This window comes from Faecalicatena orotica, from assembly GCF_905197545.1.
Lineage (GTDB): Bacteria > Bacillota > Clostridia > Lachnospirales > Lachnospiraceae > Faecalicatena_A > Faecalicatena_A orotica.
In genome coordinates this window covers 1-17,267 of sequence record NZ_CAJJZH010000022.1, presented here as the reverse complement: position 1 = coordinate 17,267, position 17,267 = coordinate 1, and the positions used below count along the sequence as shown (strand labels likewise).

Below are 17,267 nucleotides of genomic sequence, written 5' to 3'. Positions count from 1 at the left end.
AATTAATTGGGTAAACCGGCGAACTGCCGATTGAAAAATGAAAGGTGAATACCTTTCGAAGTTTCTGACGAGAGTATATCATGAGATAGGGGAAAGAGCAATTAGGCAATATGACGAAATTGGAAGACACAGATATTTTCCAAAGACAATGATTTTTTATTTGCTCAAAGAGTGTATAATATAAGCATAGAGTATGTCCGAAACGAAGAACGGAAGATTTTTATAATAGGGACAAAAAATAAAAAAGGAGGAAATGTCATGCAGGTTAGTTCAAAACAAAGATGGATGGCCGGAGGAAAGATTCTTTTTGAAAAGGTGATCTTGTTTTTCCTCTACCGGGGAATGAAAGTGCTGTACAAATATGACACAAGAATTCATCAGGAGATTTCCGGCTGGCCCATAGGAAGGACGCTGGTGCTGGCGGCATGTGAGAAGGGACCTAAGCTCTGTATCAGAAGGGTGTCATGGGGAATCGTAAGAGTGTCGGATATCGAGGACCCGGATATTATGATTTCATTCAAAAGCATTGATGGGGCTTTTCTGGTATTTTCCGGACAGATTGGGACTTCACAGGCTTACTCGCAGCACCGTTTCATGGTAAAGGGAGATATTGCGGCGGTTATGTCGGCGGTGCGGTGTATTGACCTGACAGAAGCATATCTGTTTCCAAAGATTATGACGAAGCGGATTCTGAGGAAGGTGCCCAAAAAGCAGATCAGCAGTATTCTTGTTTACTGCCACGCAATTCTGGGTGTGTAATGATTTTATGTAATGTTTTTAACAGAATAATTTAAAGATCAGTAATATAGTCTGCAAATAAAAAGTCAATAGGAGGAATGGATTATGCTGCCATTATATTATGAGTTTCAGAATTCAACGAAGATTTTATCAGGGAAAAATGCCCTTGAGAATATTACATACGAATTGAAAGGTCTGGGGGCTTCGAAACCGATTCTGCTGTCTGATAAGGTACTGGAGAAGATTGGGTCACTGCAGAAGGTGATTGACGCCATGGTTTCAACCGGAATGGAGCCGGGCGTGATTTTTACCGATATTCCGGCGGATTCTTCCGTTACCGTGGTGAACCAGATCGGTGAGAAATATAAAGAAGGCGGCTGTGACAGTATTGTTGCCGTGGGCGGTGGTTCAGTCATTGATACTGCGAAGGGCGTGGAGATGCTGATCTCTCAGGACGTAAAGGACCTTATGGAACTGCAGGGCTGTGAGTCTATGGGGAGGGGGAAACACGTACCGTTTATCGCCGTGCCGACAACTTCGGGCACAGGCTCGGAGATGACGCTTGTTGCAGTTATTAAGAATATCGAGAAATCTGTGAAGATGGAGTTTATTTCCAACTACCTGTTGCCGGATGCCGCTGTACTTGATCCGAGGATGACAGAGACGCTGCCGCCGAAGACGACCGCATCTACTGGGTTCGATGCACTGTGCCATGCCATTGAGGCATTCAGCTGTAATCAGAAAAACCCGTTAAGCGATGCCTATGCAACGGCGGCTATCAAACTGATAGTAGAGAATCTGGAAGATGCGGTGAAAGACGGAAAGAACAGAAAGGCAAGGCTGGCAATGGCTAACGCTTCTACAATGGCAGGAGCGGCATTTTCTAACTCCATGGTGGGCATGGTTCATGCGATCGGCCATGCATTAGGCGGAGTCTGCAAAGTACCCCACGGAGATGCCATGACCATCTTGCTTCCATACTGTATGCTTTATAACTATAAGAAAAAAGGAGACATCTACGGAGAACTCCTCCTTTATCTGGAAGGCCCCGAAGTATACGCAGGGACCCCGTCAGAAAAGCGAGGGGAAGAAGCAATCAAATCTGTCCGTAGGCTTGAGCGCAGGCTGCACAAGATGAGCGGACTTCCCATGACTCTGCAAGAGGCACACGTAGACAAAAAAGATTTCGATGCAGTAGCACGTACCGCCCTCAACGATGGAGCCATGCTCGTAAATCCGGCGGCAGTAGATTATGAAGATGTAATCATGATACTGAATCAGGCATATGAATAAAATTTTATGGTGTAAGTGCACTTTTTCAGAGGGGTCTGACCCCTTTGAAGTAAAAAGAAACGATATTATTTACAGGAGGTATGGGGATGTCCTTTTTTATTACGGAGAAATGTATCGGATGTACATTGTGTAAAAAGTTATGTCCCGTTGGTGCAGTTGAAGGGGAGTTGAAGGAAAGGCATCGGATTAAGGAAAGGCGCTGTGTGGAATGCGGCGTCTGCGGGAGGGCCTGCAAACAGGATGCCATCGTGGATTCCAAAGGGAATGTGATGAAAGCGGTTCCTAAGGACCAGTGGAAGAAGCCGGTCATTATGAAGGATAAGTGCAGCGCCTGTTCGATGTGTGTCTGGAATTGTACAAAGGATGCGCTGAGGATTGCAGAACCCGCATTTAAGGGAGACATCAGGGTTTTTGCGGAACTGTCTGACCCAAAGAAATGTGTCGGCTGCGGGATTTGTGAATCGGTATGTCCGTTACATGCAATTCATATGGAAGTAGGTGGGCAGTAATGAATTTACCTGTTTATATTCAGATTGATTTAAGTACCCGGAAAATCAGGCGTTTTCAAATAGATAAGAAAATGTTTGAGCGTTTTATAGGCGGCAAGATTCTGGCGGCGAAACTGCTCTATGACATGACAAGACCGGGAATCGACCCTCTGTCAGATGAGGCTATGATCATCGTCAATACAGGACCTGCGAATGGCACAGGGGCCCCATCTTCGAGCCGGTTTAACATGTCTTTTAAAAACCTGATGACGGGAGGGATTGCTTCGTCTAACTGCGGAGGTAATTTCGGAATGATGCTCAAAAAGGCTGGGTATGACGGGATGATCCTGACAGGGAAGGCAGATGAGCCGTCTTATATTGAAATTCTGGACGGAGATGTGCATATTAAAAATGCGCAGCATCTGTGGGGGATGGATACGGAAAAGGTGCAGGAAGAATTTCCGGCCCATTATGGGAAAATCGTGATCGGTCCGGCCGGAGAACATCTTGTTCATTATGCAGGCGTATTATCTGGTGAAAGAGTCGCCGGAAGGTGTGGTGCGGGAGCGGTATTCGGCTCCAAGAATATTAAGGCGGTTGTGGCATACGGGACGAAACGCCCTGAAGTATACAATAAAGAAAAACTGGACAGGCATGTTGAAAAGTGGGTGCATTTTTTGCAGTCGCACCCGATGACCGGGACATCCCTGCCGAAATACGGAAGCGCCGGGCTTGTCACGAAGGCAAATGCCACCAACGCCCTGCCGACGAAGAATTTTCAGCGGGGCTTCTATGAAAAAGCGGAGGAGATCAGTGGCGAGACTCTGGCAGATACAAAACTGATCAGGAATATGGGATGCGTCAGCTGTCCGATCAGATGTGAAAGAAGGGTCAAAGTATACGATAAGGATGTAAAAGGCCCTGAATACGAGACTGTAGGGCTGTTTGGAGCCAATGTAGAGAGTGCTGACCTGGATATCATAAACGAGATCAACTATATAGCAGATATCATGGGAATGGACACAATATCACTGGGCGGGACCATAGCATTTGCAATGGAACTCAAAGAGAGAGGAATCGCCGACTTTGGAGTAGATTTCGGCGAGACCGGGAACATTCCTGAAATCGTTAGAAAAATAGCTTACAGAGAAGGTATTTATTCTGAACTGGCAAACGGTTCCAAATGGCTTGCTGAAAAATATGGAGCTGAAGATGCCGCAATCCATGCCAAAGGTCTGGAACTGGCCTCCTACGAACCACGTAAATCCGTAGGAATGGGACTTGGCTACGCCACATCTAACAGAGGCGGATGCCACTTAAATGGAGGTTATCTGGCACTGCTGGAATCCGTCGGTGTCTTATCCACAGATCCACTGGAGACAAAAGGCAAACCGGAACTCACAGTACTCATGCAGAATGCAATGGAAGCCGTATCCGGTTCCGGCTTCTGCCTGTTCACCGCATACAGTATGATCCCGTCCATCCTGTTCCGCCTCGGTCCGTCCCACTGGATCACAAAACTATGCGGAAAAGTACTTGTATGGGTATGGCCTGTTTTAGGAATCATATGGAAATTCATGCCGTGGATACTGCCGTTCAACTCCATGTTCTTACTGCCTCATGCAGAGGCTGTAAAGCAAATAACCGGAATCAAAATGACAACAGGACGCTTCATGCAGCTCGGTGAACGTGGATATAACGTAGAGCGCCTGTATAACTACAGAGAAGGCCTGACCGCCAACGACGACAGCCTGCCCGGCCGGCTCACAAAAGTCCCTCAGGACAAGAACCCAAAGTCCGTAGTCAGACTCGACAAGATGCTTCCGAGATACTACAAAGTAAGAGGATGGAAAGAAGACGGGTCGCCGTCAAAGACAAAATTGTGGCAATTAAAAATATTTTCATGAATTTGGAGAAAACGGCCCGCAAAGGGGTCTGACCCCTTTGCGGGCCATATTCAGAATATTCAAATTATTTAGGAATCGGGTGATGATATGCCGAGAGTATACTATTATGGTTCCCTCCGTGAAATGACGGGAAAAAAGGATGAGGAGCTGGATGTTGCCGACGTGAAGAACTGTCTGAATACTGTCAGACAATTGTATGGCAAGGAAGCCTATAAGGAGGCTAAGAGAAGTCTGATTACTTTAAATGGTGTCAGTATTTTGTCTATAGATAATTTCAAGACAAAAACGAAGCCTGAGGATGAGGTCCGTTTTCTTCCTATTTGCGGGGGAGGCTGATTAAAACAGCCTTCTCCCGTCTGAAATGTCGATCCCCAGTTCTTTCGCCATTCCGGTTTGTTTAAATGGGTTTATCTTTTCAGTGATGCCATTGCGTTTGAATAGGGAACCGGTATTTTTGAACCAGAATGTGACATCTGCCTTTACACATTGTTCACGGATATCGAGTACCCAGTCATAGTCGCATTCACGGGCTTCCCGACCAGTTTCTCCTCCGACGGTCACATGGTCTGCACCATGTAGATACGGTGTCAGGTCGATCGCTTCCAGAAGCGGCGCGCAGGCGATGAAACGCCTTTTGATCGGATAGGATAGAAAAAGTGGGAGCCTGTAATCGGCTAATTTTTGATTTTCAACAGTACAGCCGATATTCACATTGTCATATCCATCCCCCCAGTCGTCAGGAAGGGATACAGGGAAACGGTCAATCCGTTTCGTCAAGATTAGAAAATCTATATCTGTTCTTTCCCGGATCATGGCCCAGGCATCCTTGCGCCATTCATCCGCCTCAGGAAGAAAAAAATCAGTCGCAAAACAAGTTGCAAGTATCTTATTTCCTTTAATGTTGTATTCCCCTTTTTTATTCTTCCTTACAGGCCAGTCAAATTTATCCGTTTTTTCTATTGTGTTTTGACCATAGCGCTTCGCATGCGGTCCGTAAAAATAGCAGTTCGTGCAGCCGTCACTTTCTTTGTAACAGCCTGTCCACGGTTCCCAGTTCATAGTAATTCCTCCCCAAGATATATTCTAAAAATATATTGTATAATATAAATCCAGTTCGTTATAGTAAAAATGCGTCATTATTAGTATATCACCACTCCTGTTACCGATCCCCTGAATTTTCATACTGAAGCAGCACAGAAGCATAAAAAACATCCTCTTTCCATTCAAACCGTACTGTACCATGATAACGCTCTGCAATGTCTTGTATAGAGGACGCGCCGACACCCATTCCCTTCCGCTTCGAGGACATGGGTATGCCGTCCTGAAAAGTTACAGGAATTGTACAGCTGTTATCTGTCAGGATCAGTAATTCTGAACTGCCGTGGCGTTTGATCCTCAGTTTAATAAATTTCTGGCCTGAGGACTGCCGCTGGCAGGCTTCTACTGCATTTTCCAGAAGATTACCCAGCAGTACTGTCATATCTGTTTCTGTAATGGGACAGGAATCAGGATAATCAATCTTCGTGTCAAAGAGAATTTTATAATCTTTTGCCATCCCTGCATAGTAACAAACAATAGCATCGACGACGTCATTGTGGCAGTACGATTCCAGTATGTCAGGCGGAAGCTCGCTTCTATACAGGTCAATATAATTCTTCAGGCCTGTTCTGTCATCTTTATCTATATACGACTGCACAACCGCCAGATGCTGCCGCAGGTCGTGTCTGGCTTTGCGCATGGCTCCCATATGCTGTGACAGAGAGTCGAATTGTTTCTTCTGTGCCATTATGCTCTGGTCGGCATATTTTAAAGCATCCTCCAGCTGTGTGCGGCTTTTAGATAATTCCAGTACTTTTAGTGCAACATAGGAGACATAGCATGTACCAAAGAGCATCAGATAACGGGATATGATAAATTGCCAGGTTGCATACGCATAGATATCATCATTAAAGCAGTACAGCATTCCAAACAATGCCGAAAAAAGCGGGATTTTCCACAGATGTTTCCACAGGGCAGTATCCTGTATCTTCATCGCTTCCATAATCGTATGCGAAAAGAACCGGAGAAGAATCGGGCAGGTAATGAGATAAATGATAACCCGGGCAATATTGTAAACCAGATACGGGTGCCGGTCAGAGAAATCCCAGAAAAATCTGCTCTCAATAAAGTTGGCGTTGCCAAAAACAAAAAAGGACCATGCAAATATAAGCAGATAAGTAAACATCAGCTTTGGAAAGCTTTCTCTGATCAGTGCAAAGGAAAGCGTGAGATTGATGAGCATAAATACATAGCGCATGAGGGTGGTCCATTGTACCGCCATCTCATACCCGCCTGCATTAATTAAGTAAAAGGACAGGCTGTTGAGCGCGGACACACTTATAATCAGCACCATGACATATTTAAACGGAATCCGCAGTTTATCACGGAACATCAGATACCGGGGCACTGCAAAAGGTATAAAATCAAGGAAGGGAAACAAAAGTACCATGAATGTATCAATCATAACAAATCATCCTCCCTTGCTTTTTGAAAAAGATACGTGTGATAGTCACTTTCAATCTTCTTTTTATCTCTTTTAGAAAAAAGAATTCTATCCCCTGTTGTCAGCACAAAATGCAGCCCGTCTATTTTCTCCACATGGTCAAGATTCACCATACATCCTTTATAGCAGGTCAGAAACTGCGGATAGTTCAGCATAGCCGCCGCTGTACTGAACGGGATGCGGTAGCGCAGAATCCCCCGCTGCGTTGTATGGATCTGTATATAATGTCCGTCTAAATCACACCAGAGAATTTCACGCAGCAGTATTTTATCATTTTCTATAGAGATGAATCTCGCATTTCTCAGCTTTGCGATGCCCGCCAGAGTCAGTGTCTGCTTAAAATTATCATAGGAAAATGGTTTTAGCAGATACCCTCCCGCCCTGACGTGGTAGCTGTCTATAGCATGTTCGCGGCTGGTGGTAATAAACACCAGAACGACGAGCTCATCAATTTCTCTGATCCCTTCAGCTGTTTCAATTCCGGACAGCCCGTGCATATACTGGTCAATAAAAATAAGGTCAAAAGAGTCTTTAGTATAACCTGCCAAAAATTCTTCCCCACTAAAAAAACTTTCAATCTGAACAGGGTCTTTGGCATAATGTTCTGTAAAAAAACGATGAAGACAATCCCGGATCTCATTTTGACATTCTAAAAGGTCATCTATAATAGCTGCTTTCATACTGTCTCCTAACTATCTTATGTCAATATAAATATTTTTTGTCAACCCCATTTTACATGAAAAATGGTGATGAAACAATGCAATTTTCGGCCAAAATCTGCAAATTTCAGCCAGTTCATTGTCGGTTTCTGCCTATTTGTTATGATGAAAGAAGACTTAATACTCAAAGAGGGGGGACCGGACATTATGAAAAACAGGAAGCGGATGAGAGCTGTTTTAATGGCTGCGGTACTGATAATAACGGCTGTAAACAGCCCGGCAGTTGTCTATGCACAGGAGGTATCACCACCAGTTGTAACACAGGAAGGCAGTCAGGAAAATGGGGTAGAAGAAACAACGCCGGATCTTGCATCCAGTAGTATTGGCCAATTGTCCACCGGTAATGTGGAAATTACAGAACAGAACTTTCCAGATGCTGCATTCAGAGAATATGTAAAGAAGTTTGACAAGAATCCTAAGAATGACGTTCTATCTGCAGATGAAATAAAAAAAGTTACTGACATTAGTGTAGCATACAATAAAAATATATATGATTTAACTGGAATAGAAAATTTTACTTCATTAAAGTATCTGACCTGTAATGATACAGGGATCATTAGTCTGGATGTAAGTCATTTTCCTGAGCTCTTATATTTGACTTGTAATAATACAGAAATAAAGGAATTAAAAGTTGATAAGAATATAAAACTAACTAATTTGTACTGCTACAACACAGGTATCGATGCTATAGATGTTTGTAATAATGAGGAGTTATTACTTCTGAATTGTGAGATTACAAATGTAGCAAAAGTGGATGTTAGTAATAACGAAAAACTAGTAAGGCTGTTTTGCGGGAGGACTGCTGTAACGGATATAAATGTAAGCGGTAATAAATATTTGAGAGAACTGGGATGCAATAATACAGGAATCACAAATCTTGATGTAAGTAATAATACAAAACTGGAAATACTAACTTGTTATAATACACCTCTTACATGGCTGAATATCGGGAATAATGATAATTTAAATGCAAAGCTTATAAACCCTATCCTGCCAGCCACAATAGATGTAACTGGTAATTCATTTGATATCACAAGTAAAATTCCCGGAATCGATCTAGATAAAGTAGAAATGATACAAGGCGGAAAAATTGAAGGAAATACTGTTACCTTAGACAATGCACAATTTTTTATGTATGAATATGCATGTGGAACAAGCGCTGAAGGACCAAAGGTGCTGACTGTAAAAGTAAATCTTAATATTACAAAGCTTGACCGCAGTGTGGAAATAACGAAAAAACTCGATAAGATTTATGACGGTACAGAAGTGAGTTTATCAAAAAACGATGTAAGTATTTCAGGCAGCACGGGGGACGTGCAGTTTGTATATGAAGAATACAAAGGTGATGTCTGGAATTTAATCACAGAAAATCCAAAGAATGCAGGAACATACAGAGTGACTGCCCAATTGAAGGAGGATACCTTTAACAACGGGGCTTCCTCTGAACCTGAAATATTTACAATATCTCAGATAGCAAACAGCTGGATAAACGCCCCGGCCATCAAAGGCTGGACATATGGAGAAAAAGCAAATACCCCGTCCGGGAGTGCAAAATATGGAGATGTGATTTTTACATACAGCGATTCGAGAAACGGGAACTTCACAGATAAAGTGCCGGATAAGGCAGGAACATTTTACATGAAAGCATCTGTTGAAGAGACTATGAATTATATGGGATTGGAAGAGATTAAGAAGTTTACAATTGTTAAGAAAAGTGAACCTAAAAAGGAGGGTATGCCTAAAAATGATGATTCCAAGAAGAACAGCAGTACAGGTAAAAGCGTGAAAAGCGTAAAAACCGGGGACATCAGTGATACAGGAATGCTTGTGAACCTGAGTGCTTTATCGCTTGCAATAGTTGGTATATTTATTTGCATAAAAAGAAAAAAGAATATGAAAGACAAGTAATAACGGATGCAGTAGTTATTAGCTAAAAGGCCTGTTGGGACATTACAAGTTCCAACAGGTTTTTTGCTGTGAATTTTTACTGCATGTCAGCCTATCCCCCGTCCCATACATAATCTGTATTTATTCCAAATTAATAAAAATATATTGATAAACAATAAAAATATATTGAAATTCATGACTGCAAGTGATATAATCCAGAAAAAGGAAGTAAAGAAATTATAAAGTGATTTATATTTATGAAAGGATATGAAGTATATGAGTCATGAGAAGTTAATCAAGTTTACGAGTATGTTTTTAAGTTTTATGTTTTACGCAGGGATCGTTGTCCTGATCGGACTCCCGTTTTTGTTAAAGCTGGCAGGAGATTATTATGACAGTGACATCACAAAACAGTTCTGGCCGATGCTGTTTGTAGTTGGAGCATCTGGAATATGCGGTCTCACGATCGTATACCAGCTGCGCAGGATGATGAAGACGGTTCGGGACCAGAATTGTTTCGTAACTGAAAATGTCAGCAGTTTACAGCTGATGGGCAAGGTAAGTCTGGTGATTTCAGTATTATTTATTCTAAAAATTTTCTTTCTGCCTACGCTGGCCACTTTTGTTATTATTCTGACCTTTTTTATTGCGGGGATTTTCAGCCATGTGCTGTCCTGTGTTTTTCAGGAGGCGGTCCGCTTTAAAGAAGAAAATGACTTGACAATTTAGGAGGCACGGTATGGCGATTATAGTAAATCTGGATGTAATGATGGCAAAGAGAAAGATGAGCGTTACCCAGCTCGCGTCAGAAATAGATATTACAATGGCGAATCTTTCAATTTTGAAAAACAATAAGGCAAAAGCGGTCCGCTTTACGACGCTGGATGCGATCTGCAGGGCACTGGACTGCCAGCCTGGTGATATTCTGGAGTATGTGGAAGACGAAGAGTAGGCAGGGCGGTATGCATGCCGGGAAGGAGTTATTATATGGGTACTTTATCAATCAATAAACTGGAAGAGAATTACATTTTCACAGGCTGCCTGTGCGGTATTTACGGGATTGTTTTCACATTCTGTCTGTATAAGAACCTGTCAGGGATTACATTTCCTCTTTTTGTAGCAGGCACGATTGTGACTACGGTGCTGTTCTTAAAACGTATGGGGATTACTGTGAAAAAAGAATTTATGCTGTATGCGGCGGGGATGATGCTGCTCGGAATTTCTACAGTTTTGACGACCAGTATCTTCTTTCATTTTTTTAACTGGATGGGGATTCTTCTTCTCCTTCTGACTGCCGTACTGCAGCAGCTCAATGAGGACAGCGGCTGGAGTTTTCAGCATTATATAGTCTCATTGCTGATTCTGACAGGAAGGACTATGATCTCGGTCTGTGACCCGTTTATTCATGGAATGAGATATAAAAGAGCAAGGAAACAAAAGGAAAAAAGTACCTATTTAAAACCTGTTTTGGCGGGAGCCAGTGTTGCGGCAGCAATTTTGTTTGTTGTTCTCCCACTTCTTGTGTATTCAGACAGAGTATTCGGGACGATTGTTATGAAACTTTTCAGGCCGGTTCATTTTGGCGCTGAATGGGGGATTATCCTAACATTTTTTCTTGGTTTTATCCTGATGTATGCGTTTCTTTCAGGTATGTCGGGGTATGTAATCAGGGAAAGAACAGATATTGTAAAAGGAAAGGTTAATGCTGTTTCCGGAATCACTTTTGCAGGAATACTGGCAGCAATCTATGTCTTCTATTCTGCGATCCAGATTTTGTTCCTGTTTCTCAGACTGGACAGCGGGCTTCCGGCGGGGGTCACGTATTCACAGTATGCAAATTCGGGCTTCTGGCAGCTCCTTGCGGTCAGCCTGATTAACTTTGTCACCGTTCTGATCTGCATAAGCGTATTTCCTGAAAATAAGATTCTGAAAATCATGCTGATGACGATCTCAGTCTGCACCTGCATCATGACTCTTTCTGCCGCTTACAGGATGGTGCTCTATGTGAAAGCCTATCATCTTACATTTCTTAGAATCCTCGTCCTGTGGTTCCTTGGCGTGCTTCTGCTGATCATGTTTGGCGTTATGAGGAGTATCCTAAGGAAGCAGTTCCGGCTGTTCCAGTATATCATGGCAGTCGTAGCGGTAAGCTATATCGGGCTTTCCTTTGTAAGAGTCGATAAAGCAGCGGCAGAATATAATCTGTCAAAATGGGAGCAGATTTCACAGCAGGACCTCCTCCAGCATATTTACACAGGTTCTCTGGATGCGGCCCCGCTGATTGCTAAGATGGGCAGCAGGGTGGCTGTACCTGAGGGGGGAATTGAAGATGTTTCTTATAAGCAGCTCATCACGGATTATTACCAGAATATTCTGGACAGGGAGATGACCTTAAGATCATGGAATTATTCACTTTCAGAGGCAAAGAAGGCGGCCAGAGAGTATATGAAACATCCATTATAAGCCTGTAAAGATTAAAGAGAAAACTCATTGCCTAAGGGGTGCATTACCTATATAATGATGTTAAAGGCAGTTATTAATGCACTATACCACACAGGCAGGAGGCAGTTTGGATGAATAAAAAACAGATAGGTGGCCTGGTTATCGCGGTGATACTATTTATTGTGACCGGGGTAATCAGTGTTTTTACAAACGTATCGGCAGAGCGCAGGGCAGCAGAGACTGCGGAAAAGCTTCTGGCCGGGGGGGTTAGATTCGATGCGCCAAGAAGCGACTACATTGCTGTCGTCAGAGTTGAGGGCACGATCCAGCAGCAGACATCGACTTCGCTTTTTGAAGCGACGGAAGGATATCAGCATATCACAACACTGGATTATATTGACTACCTGATGGCAGATGGTTACAACAAAGGAATTCTTCTTTACGTTGATTCCCCGGGCGGTACGATTTATGAGTCAGATGAGCTGTATGAGAAGTTGGCGGAGTATAAAGAGAGCACCGGCCGTCCGATCTGGGATTACATGTCACATTATGCGGCTTCCGGCGGCTATTACGTGTCTATGAATTCGGACAGGATTTATGCAAACCGCAACACGGTTACCGGATCGATAGGTGTCATTATGTCTGGATATGACATGAGCGGACTGTACGAAAAGCTTGGAATCCGGTATGTCAGCATTACAAGTGGGACCAACAAGGATTCCTCTAAAATGACAGACGAACAGGTTGAAATCTACCAGAGTCAGGTAAATGAAGCTTACGAACGGTTTGTCGAAATTGTGGCTGAGGGCAGGGGTATGACAGTGGAAGAGGTGAAAAAGCTCGCAGACGGCCGGACATACACTGCAAATCAGGCTTTGGAAAATGGCCTGATCGATAAGATTTCTTCTTTCGAAGAGATGACAGCCGAAATGAGTGAGGAATTAAACACATATTATTATTATGAACCAAAGTCGGCCGATTCCGTATTGGCTTCACTATTTTCCGAAGTAAAAAAAGCGACACCTAAGTCTGAGGCACAGGTACTCATGGAACTTGCTGAAGAAAAGGCGAATGGAGGGCTGATGTATTATGCAGAACAACTGCAGTAATATCCCGAACGGGGGCATGGGAGAAGGTACTCCACCGTTTCAGGGGAATACAGGCAGACCCCATCCGGAACAAGGCAGGGCAGAGAACACATATGCAGGTTTCTGGGTTCGTCTGGGTGCCTATATAATAGACAGCATCGTTGTATTCGCAGGACTTCTCGTCGTACGGTTTGTCATGTGGATGGGAATGTCTGTGTTTGACGGTGAACTTTTCAGCGGCCGTATCCTCTTTCAATATACGCTGAAAGATATTGTATTGTATGCGGCCCAGGTATTGTATTTTATCTTATGTACCTACTACACAGGAACGACACTTGGAAAGCGTGCAATGAACCTCAGGGTCATACACGCGGATGAGACAAAGAAACTGTCATTTTTAAATGTTGTATACAGGGAGACGGTCGGAAGGTTTTTAAGCGGGATCATCCTTGGAATTGGATATATCATGATCGGGATTGATAAGGAAAAAAGGGGCCTTCATGATTTCCTGTGTGATACGCGGGTGGTGTATGGCAGGAAAGTAAAGGTATACCCGGTTTACCGGCAGCCGGTGCAGCAATGCAGGCCAGTGCAGCCGCAAAGACCTGTACCGCCGCCTGTACCTCCGCAGATGGATGTACCGCCGGCATGCAATGAGAATACACCGCCGGATGCACCTTTCTCTATTTCGCAGGAAGACAGGAACAATCAGCCGTAGCTGCTATCTGTTAATAGATTCTGCGTTCGCGAGAATAATTTCAGCGGTCCTCTTTACTGTGAAAGAAACAAAATCTGTACACTGCGCCTTTCTTTCCGGAGAATTTTTCTCCATTCCCCGTGTCAGCGCCCGGCAGCAGGAGGCCCCGCAGTGTTTACAAAAGTCATCATGCAGTTCCCGGCAGACCTCCAAGCATTTATGAATCTTCGGGTCGCCGGGTTCTGTACGTCCGAAGAAATATCCCAGCATCATCGTTCCGCCCGCCAGCGCACCACAGATACATCCTCCGCCGCCAAGTCCCCAGGGAAAGCCGGAACTCATGGAGATCGCGTCATCAGAAAGCTCCAGCTGAAAATGTTTTCGGATTGCATATACAATAGATTCTGAACAGGCAAAGCCGGAATGGAAAATATCAACAGCATCTTTTTGCAATTCTTCCATATTAATCTCAGTATTATAATTTTTTCCCATTATGAATGAACCTCCTGATCAAATAATCACTTTACTTACAAGAAAAACCTGTATTTTCAGGCCAACTTTACTATACCACTATTTTCTTTTTTTAAAAACTATATTATAATAAGAAAAGTTATAAATATAAGGTCATCAGGAGGAGCCATGTTACGATCAATTAATGTTGGAGAAATTACAAAGAACATAAAAGAAATGTGTATCGAAGCAAACCATTACCTGTCACCAGATATGGACGCAGCCATGAAAAAAGCAGAACAGGAAGAAAAAGCGCCGCTCGGGAAACAGATACTGGAGCAGCTTCAGGAGAATCTGAAGATTGCAGCAGAAGAAATGATTCCGATCTGCCAGGACACAGGAATGGCAGTAGTATTTCTGGAGATCGGACAGGATGTCCATCTTGAGGGCGGCCTGCTGGAAGACGCGGTTAACGAAGGCGTGCGTCAGGGCTATACAGAGGGCTATTTAAGAAAATCCGTAGTCAAAGACCCTTTGATCAGAGAAAACACTAAGGATAACACTCCTGCCATCATACATACAAGAATCGTTGCAGGAGATAAAGTAAAGATAAAAGTAGCGCCAAAAGGATTCGGCAGCGAGAACATGAGCCGCATCTTCATGCTAAAACCTGCCGAAGGAATCGAAGGCGTCAAAAACGCAGTCCTCACAGCAGTCAAAGACGCAGGCCCCAATGCCTGTCCGCCAATGGTAGTAGGGGTCGGAATCGGTGGTACATTTGAAAAAAGCGCAATCATGGCAAAAGAAGCACTAACACGCGAAGTAGGCTTACATTCTGACATAGAATATGTAAAAGAGTTGGAAGAAGAACTCTTAAGCCGTATCAACAGCCTAGGAATCGGCCCGGGAGGCCTCGGCGGAACAACAACAGCACTCGCTGTCAACATCAATACCTACGCGACCCACATAGCCGGCCTGCCGGTAGCAGTCAACATATGCTGCCATGTAAACAGACACATCGTCCGGGAAGTTTAGCATATTAACGTGTGAAAAGGGGTCAGACCCTTTTGCATCTCGTTTTCAGAATATTCTCAAAATTTAGCCAGAAAGGAATCTTTGATATGGACAAACATATTACGGCACCTATTACGAAGGAGACTTCAAAATCGCTTCATTCAGGTGATTATGTGTATATTACAGGGACAATCTATACGGCACGTGATGCCGCGCACAAGAGGATGTATGATATTCTTGCCGAGGGCGGAGATCTGCCAATTGATATAAAGGACCAGGTGATTTATTATATGGGACCATCCCCGGCCAGAGAGGGACGTCCGATTGGTTCTGCCGGACCGACCACAGCAAGCCGCATGGACAAGTATGCACCGCAGCTGCTTGATCTCGGACTTGGCGCTATGATAGGAAAAGGAAAGCGCAGCCCGGAAGTGATCGATGCGATTATAAGAAATGGATGTGTCTACTTTGCAGCAGTCGGCGGAGCCGGAGCATTGCTTTCAAAATGTATTGTAAATTCAGAGGTGGTTGCCTATGATGATTTGGGGACAGAGGCAATCCGAAAACTTACCGTAGAAAACTTTCCTGTAATTGTCGTAATCGACAGTGAAGGAAACAACCTGTACGAGACCGCCATTAAAGAATACTGTACGGAACAGTAATTTTTGTGTATGCCGGACCAGCTTGAGCTGTGCCGGCATGGACATACCTGAAATGCAAAATATTTCTATATTAATGTTTATTTATTATTTATTTTGGAAAGAATAGGATCTGAGAGGAAAATGTAATGAAACGTATACTACTGATGGTATTTCGAAATATACTGCTGGTGCCTTATATGTGGTGCCGCTTGTGTTATCATGCATCTCATACGGAAAAATATACTGAGGATGAGCAGTATGACCTCCTAAAGTTTATTGTACTCCGTGCCAATAAGGGCGGAAATGTCCGTATAGAAACGCATGGTATCGAAAATATTCCGAAAGAAAATGGATATATGTTTTTTCCAAACCATCAGGGCTTATATGATGTACTTGCAATATTAGAAGCCTGTCCAAGGCCTTTTTCTGTCGTTGCAAAAAAAGAAATTAAGAATATCCAGTTTTTAAAACAGGTTTTTGCATGCATGAAAGCTTATATGATTGACAGGGAAAATGTACGTCAGGCTATGCAGGTCATTATTGATGTATCTAATGAAGTGAAAAATGGTAGAAATTATCTGATCTTTGCTGAAGGCACCCGTTCTAAAAATGGAAACCGAATTGGGGAATTCAAAGGCGGAAGTTTCAAGGCAGCCACAAAAGCAAAGTGTCCAATAGTGCCGGTTGCACTGATAGACTCATTTAAACCATTTGATACGAATACGGTCAGCAAGGTTACCGTACAGGTACATTTCCTGAAACCTCTATATTATGATGACTATAAAGATATGAAAACACCTGAGATTGCAGCCCTTGTCCATGACAAGATACAGGATACAATTGACAAAAATGAGAAAAAATGAAAAAGTTGCAATTTTAGCGTTGACATTAAGAGATCAGTTTAGTATAATAAATTTTGCACTGTTGGTGCTTACTTAATTGAAAGCAATTATTCAATAGGTAGAATTTAATAATGTCCTGCTGAAAAGGCAGGTATTATTCAGAATCAGGAGAAATACTCAAGAGGCTGAAGAGGCGCCCCTGCTAAGGGTGTAGGTCGGGAAACCGGCGCGAGGGTTCAAATCCCTCTTTCTCCGTTTGATGTTTTCCAGAACTACTGGGCAAAACCAGTAGTTTTTGCATGTAGGCCCTGCCGAAAATGTAGTAGAAAAACATCACTTTGTCCACTAAATATAGTGTCAAAAAAAGCATTTGAAAAAAATTTAAAAAAATTTAAAAAAACTGTTGACAAATGTATATGAGAAATGATATTATATCTAAGCTGACTCGCGAGAGACAGTAAACGACAAAAAGAACCTTGATAATTAAACAATAGACAACAAACCCTTGAAAATTTCTTA

18 protein-coding genes and 1 tRNA gene are annotated in these 17,267 nt (G+C 43.2%); 15 read left to right on the top strand and 4 right to left on the bottom strand.

Annotated elements, in window-relative coordinates; all coding sequences use genetic code 11:
* Positions 1 to 258: 258 nt before the first annotated feature.
* The 5 genes from ABIN22_RS23010 to ABIN22_RS22990 all read left to right on the top strand — a co-directional run bounded on the left by ABIN22_RS23010 (position 259) and on the right by ABIN22_RS22990 (position 4,762).
* Positions 259 to 759, top strand: a complete 501-nt coding sequence (locus ABIN22_RS23010; RefSeq protein WP_109733245.1) for a hypothetical protein — start codon at positions 259 to 261, stop codon at positions 757 to 759.
* Positions 760 to 843: 84 nt separating this feature from the next.
* The gene (locus tag ABIN22_RS23005; protein ID WP_346911541.1) at positions 844 to 2,031 is read left to right on the top strand and encodes an iron-containing alcohol dehydrogenase; all 1,188 of its coding nucleotides are present in this window, start codon (positions 844 to 846) and stop codon (positions 2,029 to 2,031) included.
* A gap of 86 nt (positions 2,032 to 2,117) precedes the next feature.
* Positions 2,118 to 2,540: a 4Fe-4S binding protein gene (locus ABIN22_RS23000; protein WP_118621913.1), complete on the top strand. Its 423-nt coding sequence runs from the start codon at positions 2,118 to 2,120 to the stop codon at positions 2,538 to 2,540.
* Complete coding sequence (locus ABIN22_RS22995; RefSeq protein WP_346911538.1) at positions 2,540 to 4,426, top strand: aldehyde ferredoxin oxidoreductase family protein; 1,887 nt, start codon at positions 2,540 to 2,542, stop codon at positions 4,424 to 4,426. The genes ABIN22_RS23000 and ABIN22_RS22995 overlap by 1 nt, the downstream gene beginning before the upstream one ends.
* A gap of 87 nt (positions 4,427 to 4,513) precedes the next feature.
* The gene (locus ABIN22_RS22990) at positions 4,514 to 4,762 is read left to right on the top strand and encodes a MoaD/ThiS family protein (RefSeq protein ID WP_109733241.1); all 249 of its coding nucleotides are present in this window, start codon (positions 4,514 to 4,516) and stop codon (positions 4,760 to 4,762) included.
* On the opposite strand, the gene ABIN22_RS22985 is transcribed toward ABIN22_RS22990, so the two are convergent.
* The 3 genes from ABIN22_RS22985 to ABIN22_RS22975 all read right to left on the bottom strand — a co-directional run bounded on the left by ABIN22_RS22985 (position 4,763) and on the right by ABIN22_RS22975 (position 7,648).
* Complete coding sequence (locus tag ABIN22_RS22985) at positions 4,763 to 5,506, bottom strand: DUF5131 family protein (RefSeq protein ID WP_330405438.1); 744 nt, start codon at positions 5,504 to 5,506, stop codon at positions 4,763 to 4,765.
* 79 nt (positions 5,507 to 5,585) lie between these two features.
* Positions 5,586 to 6,929: an ATP-binding protein gene (locus ABIN22_RS22980; RefSeq protein WP_118621916.1), complete on the bottom strand. Its 1,344-nt coding sequence runs from the start codon at positions 6,927 to 6,929 to the stop codon at positions 5,586 to 5,588.
* Entirely contained in the window at positions 6,926 to 7,648 is a 723-nt protein-coding gene (locus ABIN22_RS22975) for a LytR/AlgR family response regulator transcription factor (RefSeq protein WP_346911536.1), read from the bottom strand. The genes ABIN22_RS22980 and ABIN22_RS22975 overlap by 4 nt, the downstream gene beginning before the upstream one ends.
* A gap of 186 nt (positions 7,649 to 7,834) precedes the next feature.
* Between ABIN22_RS22975 and ABIN22_RS22970 the strand changes: the two genes are divergently transcribed.
* The 6 genes from ABIN22_RS22970 to ABIN22_RS22945 all read left to right on the top strand — a co-directional run bounded on the left by ABIN22_RS22970 (position 7,835) and on the right by ABIN22_RS22945 (position 13,822).
* Positions 7,835 to 9,595 carry a leucine-rich repeat domain-containing protein gene (locus ABIN22_RS22970; RefSeq protein ID WP_346911534.1) on the top strand — a complete coding sequence of 587 codons (1,761 nt, stop codon included), beginning with the start codon at positions 7,835 to 7,837 and terminating at the stop codon, positions 9,593 to 9,595.
* Between the two features lie 246 nt (positions 9,596 to 9,841).
* The gene (locus ABIN22_RS22965) at positions 9,842 to 10,303 is read left to right on the top strand and encodes a DUF2975 domain-containing protein (protein WP_346911532.1); all 462 of its coding nucleotides are present in this window, start codon (positions 9,842 to 9,844) and stop codon (positions 10,301 to 10,303) included.
* Between the two features lie 10 nt (positions 10,304 to 10,313).
* Positions 10,314 to 10,526, top strand: a complete 213-nt coding sequence (locus ABIN22_RS22960; RefSeq protein WP_109733225.1) for a helix-turn-helix domain-containing protein — start codon at positions 10,314 to 10,316, stop codon at positions 10,524 to 10,526.
* A 35-nt stretch (positions 10,527 to 10,561) separates the two neighbouring features.
* The gene (locus ABIN22_RS22955; protein ID WP_346911530.1) at positions 10,562 to 12,037 is read left to right on the top strand and encodes a DUF4153 domain-containing protein; all 1,476 of its coding nucleotides are present in this window, start codon (positions 10,562 to 10,564) and stop codon (positions 12,035 to 12,037) included.
* A gap of 110 nt (positions 12,038 to 12,147) precedes the next feature.
* On the top strand, positions 12,148 to 13,125 hold the full coding sequence (sppA, locus tag ABIN22_RS22950; RefSeq protein ID WP_346911528.1) for a signal peptide peptidase SppA: 978 nt from the start codon (positions 12,148 to 12,150) through the stop codon (positions 13,123 to 13,125).
* Entirely contained in the window at positions 13,106 to 13,822 is a 717-nt protein-coding gene (locus ABIN22_RS22945) for an RDD family protein (protein ID WP_346911526.1), read from the top strand. The genes sppA and ABIN22_RS22945 overlap by 20 nt, the downstream gene beginning before the upstream one ends.
* A gap of 3 nt (positions 13,823 to 13,825) precedes the next feature.
* On the opposite strand, the gene ABIN22_RS22940 is transcribed toward ABIN22_RS22945, so the two are convergent.
* The gene (locus tag ABIN22_RS22940; protein ID WP_346911524.1) at positions 13,826 to 14,293 is read right to left on the bottom strand and encodes a C-GCAxxG-C-C family (seleno)protein; all 468 of its coding nucleotides are present in this window, start codon (positions 14,291 to 14,293) and stop codon (positions 13,826 to 13,828) included.
* A gap of 147 nt (positions 14,294 to 14,440) precedes the next feature.
* Between ABIN22_RS22940 and ABIN22_RS22935 the strand changes: the two genes are divergently transcribed.
* The 4 genes from ABIN22_RS22935 to ABIN22_RS22920 all read left to right on the top strand — a co-directional run bounded on the left by ABIN22_RS22935 (position 14,441) and on the right by ABIN22_RS22920 (position 17,003).
* Positions 14,441 to 15,286 (top strand): fumarate hydratase, encoded by an 846-nt coding sequence (locus tag ABIN22_RS22935; protein ID WP_346911522.1) that lies wholly within the window; start codon positions 14,441 to 14,443, stop codon positions 15,284 to 15,286.
* Between the two features lie 86 nt (positions 15,287 to 15,372).
* Entirely contained in the window at positions 15,373 to 15,927 is a 555-nt protein-coding gene (locus tag ABIN22_RS22930; RefSeq protein WP_346911520.1) for a Fe-S-containing hydro-lyase, read from the top strand.
* Positions 15,928 to 16,052: 125 nt separating this feature from the next.
* Positions 16,053 to 16,769, top strand: a complete 717-nt coding sequence (locus tag ABIN22_RS22925; RefSeq protein WP_346911518.1) for a lysophospholipid acyltransferase family protein — start codon at positions 16,053 to 16,055, stop codon at positions 16,767 to 16,769.
* A 146-nt stretch (positions 16,770 to 16,915) separates the two neighbouring features.
* Positions 16,916 to 17,003: transfer RNA gene (locus tag ABIN22_RS22920), tRNA-Ser, on the top strand.
* The last annotated feature ends 264 nt before the right edge of the window (positions 17,004 to 17,267 follow it).

Excerpts from the sequence above, each read along its gene's own strand:
- ABIN22_RS22940 (WP_346911524.1), bottom strand. The coding sequence starts at position 14,293 with ATGGGAAAAAATTATAATACTGAGATTAATATGGAAGAATTGCAAAAA.
- ABIN22_RS23000 (WP_118621913.1), top strand. The coding sequence starts at position 2,118 with ATGTCCTTTTTTATTACGGAGAAATGTATCGGATGTACATTGTGTAAA.
- ABIN22_RS22935 (WP_346911522.1), top strand. The coding sequence starts at position 14,441 with ATGTTACGATCAATTAATGTTGGAGAAATTACAAAGAACATAAAAGAA.
- ABIN22_RS22930 (WP_346911520.1), top strand. The coding sequence starts at position 15,373 with ATGGACAAACATATTACGGCACCTATTACGAAGGAGACTTCAAAATCG.
- ABIN22_RS22960 (WP_109733225.1), top strand. The coding sequence starts at position 10,314 with ATGGCGATTATAGTAAATCTGGATGTAATGATGGCAAAGAGAAAGATG.
- ABIN22_RS22945 (WP_346911526.1), top strand. The coding sequence starts at position 13,106 with ATGCAGAACAACTGCAGTAATATCCCGAACGGGGGCATGGGAGAAGGT.
- ABIN22_RS22995 (WP_346911538.1), top strand. The coding sequence starts at position 2,540 with ATGAATTTACCTGTTTATATTCAGATTGATTTAAGTACCCGGAAAATC.
- ABIN22_RS23010 (WP_109733245.1), top strand. The coding sequence starts at position 259 with ATGCAGGTTAGTTCAAAACAAAGATGGATGGCCGGAGGAAAGATTCTT.
- ABIN22_RS22990 (WP_109733241.1), top strand. The coding sequence starts at position 4,514 with ATGCCGAGAGTATACTATTATGGTTCCCTCCGTGAAATGACGGGAAAA.
- ABIN22_RS22975 (WP_346911536.1), bottom strand. The coding sequence starts at position 7,648 with ATGAAAGCAGCTATTATAGATGACCTTTTAGAATGTCAAAATGAGATC.
- ABIN22_RS22970 (WP_346911534.1), top strand. The coding sequence starts at position 7,835 with ATGAAAAACAGGAAGCGGATGAGAGCTGTTTTAATGGCTGCGGTACTG.
- ABIN22_RS22925 (WP_346911518.1), top strand. The coding sequence starts at position 16,053 with ATGAAACGTATACTACTGATGGTATTTCGAAATATACTGCTGGTGCCT.
- ABIN22_RS22955 (WP_346911530.1), top strand. The coding sequence starts at position 10,562 with ATGGGTACTTTATCAATCAATAAACTGGAAGAGAATTACATTTTCACA.
- ABIN22_RS22980 (WP_118621916.1), bottom strand. The coding sequence starts at position 6,929 with ATGATTGATACATTCATGGTACTTTTGTTTCCCTTCCTTGATTTTATA.
- ABIN22_RS23005 (WP_346911541.1), top strand. The coding sequence starts at position 844 with ATGCTGCCATTATATTATGAGTTTCAGAATTCAACGAAGATTTTATCA.
- ABIN22_RS22965 (WP_346911532.1), top strand. The coding sequence starts at position 9,842 with ATGAAGTATATGAGTCATGAGAAGTTAATCAAGTTTACGAGTATGTTT.
- sppA (WP_346911528.1), top strand. The coding sequence starts at position 12,148 with ATGAATAAAAAACAGATAGGTGGCCTGGTTATCGCGGTGATACTATTT.